The organism is Roseivivax marinus, assembly GCF_900109705.1.
Lineage (GTDB): Bacteria > Pseudomonadota > Alphaproteobacteria > Rhodobacterales > Rhodobacteraceae > Roseivivax > Roseivivax marinus.
In genome coordinates this window covers 1-1,935 of sequence record NZ_FOAI01000032.1, presented here as the reverse complement: position 1 = coordinate 1,935, position 1,935 = coordinate 1, and the positions used below count along the sequence as shown (strand labels likewise).

Sequence of the window (1,935 nt, the reverse complement as noted above, 5' to 3'; positions counted from 1 at the left end):
GGCCGAGCGGCTGCGACTGACGCTCGACGAGGGCGAGACGTCGCCCGAGCGCATCGAGAAAGCCGTGCGCGGCGTCGGTTTCGGGATCGCGCCCAGGGGCGCACGGCCGGAGAAGCCCAAGGGCGGCTTCGTTCTGCCGGACGGGGCGTTTCCGGATGCTGCGGAGGGCTCGGAGACCGACAGCGCTCCGGAGGAGAAAGAGGAGAAGGCCGAAGAGGCACCGAGATCGTGGATGACATCCTCCAAGGGCCAACTGGTCATCGGCACCGGCGCATTGCTCGCGGCTGCCTGGGCGTCCCGCCTCGTCCTTCCGGCAGAGATCGCCTATTGGGCGTTCGTGCTGGCGACGCTGGTCGGGATCGTGCCCGTGGCGCTGCGCGCCTTCGCCATGATGCGGGCCGGCATGCCCTTCACCATCGAGATGCTGATGACTATCGCCGCCGGCGGCGCGCTGGTGATCGGCGAGCCGGAAGAGGCGGCGCTCGTCGTCTTCCTCTTTGCCGTTGGCGAGCTCCTGGAAGGCGTCTCGGCCGGCAAGGCGCGCGACAGCATCCGGGCGCTCTCGAAGCTCGTGCCGAAGACCGCGCGGCTCGAAGTGGGGGGCAAGACGCGTGAAGCCGCGGCAGAAAAACTACAGGTCGGCCAAATCGTGCAGGTCCGCCCCGGCGACCGCGTGCCCTGCGACGGCGAGGTGATTGACGGCACCTCGGGTGTCGATGAGAGCCCGGTGACGGGCGAGAGCGTCCCGAGCCTCAAAGAGCCCGGCGCGGAGGTCTTCGCGGGGTCGATCAACGCCGAGGCGCTCCTGCGCGTGCGCGTCACGAAGGCGGCCGAGGACAACACCATTGCCCGCATTGTTCGCCTCGTGGAGGAAGCCGAGAGTGCCCGCGCGCCCACCGAGCGCTTCATCGACCGGTTCAGCCGGGTCTACATGCCCGCCGTGGTCGGCGCCGCTGTCCTCGTCGCCGTCATCCCGCCGCTGGCCTTCGGGCTGCCCTGGGGCGAGTGGGTCTACCGGGCGCTGGCGCTGCTGCTGATCGGCTGTCCCTGCGCGCTGGTGATCTCGGTGCCGGCGTCGATCACTTCGGCGCTCTCCACGGGGGCGCGCAGCGGCTTGCTGATGAAGGGCGGCGCGGTGATCGAGGCGGCGGCCCGCACCACCCATGTCGCCTTCGACAAGACCGGAACGCTCACCCACGGGAGACCCCGCGTGACGGACGTGGCGGTGCTGAGCGGCACCGAGGGCGACCTAATGGCCCTCGCCGCCGGTGTCGAGAGCGGCGCGAGCCACCCGCTGGGACAGGCGATCTGCGCCGAGGCCGAAAGGCGGGGCGTGGACGCGGCGGCGGCGACCGGGGGCCGCGCGCTTCCCGGCAGGGGGGCGGAAGCGTCGATCGACGGCGCGACCGCCTGCGTGGGCTCGCCACGGCTGGCGGAGGAGCGTGGCGCTTTCACGGACGAGATCCGGACCCGCGTGGCGGCGCTGGAAGCCGAGGGCAAGACGGTGGTGATCGTCCTGCACGACGACGTGCCCATGGGCCTCATCGCGCTGCGGGACGAGCCGCGTGCCGATGCGGCGGATGCGGTCGCGCAGCTGCGCAACCTCGGCATCTCTTCGGTAATGCTGACGGGGGACAATCCGCGCACGGCCCAGGCCATAGCCGAAGGGCTCGGGATCGAGCATCGCTCCGAACTGATGCCGGAAGACAAGGTGGCGGCGATCCGCGATCTGAGCGCGGACGCACGTGTGATGATGATCGGTGACGGCATCAACGACGCGCCCGCGCTCGCCGCCGCGCACGTCGGCGTTGCCATGGGCTCGGGCACCGACGTGGCGCTCGAGACGGCCGACGCGGCGATCCTGCGCAACCGAGTGACCGATGTGCCTGCCAAGATCCGCCTCGCCCGTGCGACCATGTCGAACATCCGCCAGAA

At 70.8% G+C, this 1,935-nt stretch carries 1 protein-coding gene; it reads left to right on the top strand.

Annotated features, from left to right (window positions below):
- Positions 1-1,935, top strand: a 1,935-nt coding sequence (locus BMX29_RS18660) for a heavy metal translocating P-type ATPase (protein ID WP_244889286.1), incomplete at both ends; no start/stop codon positions are given.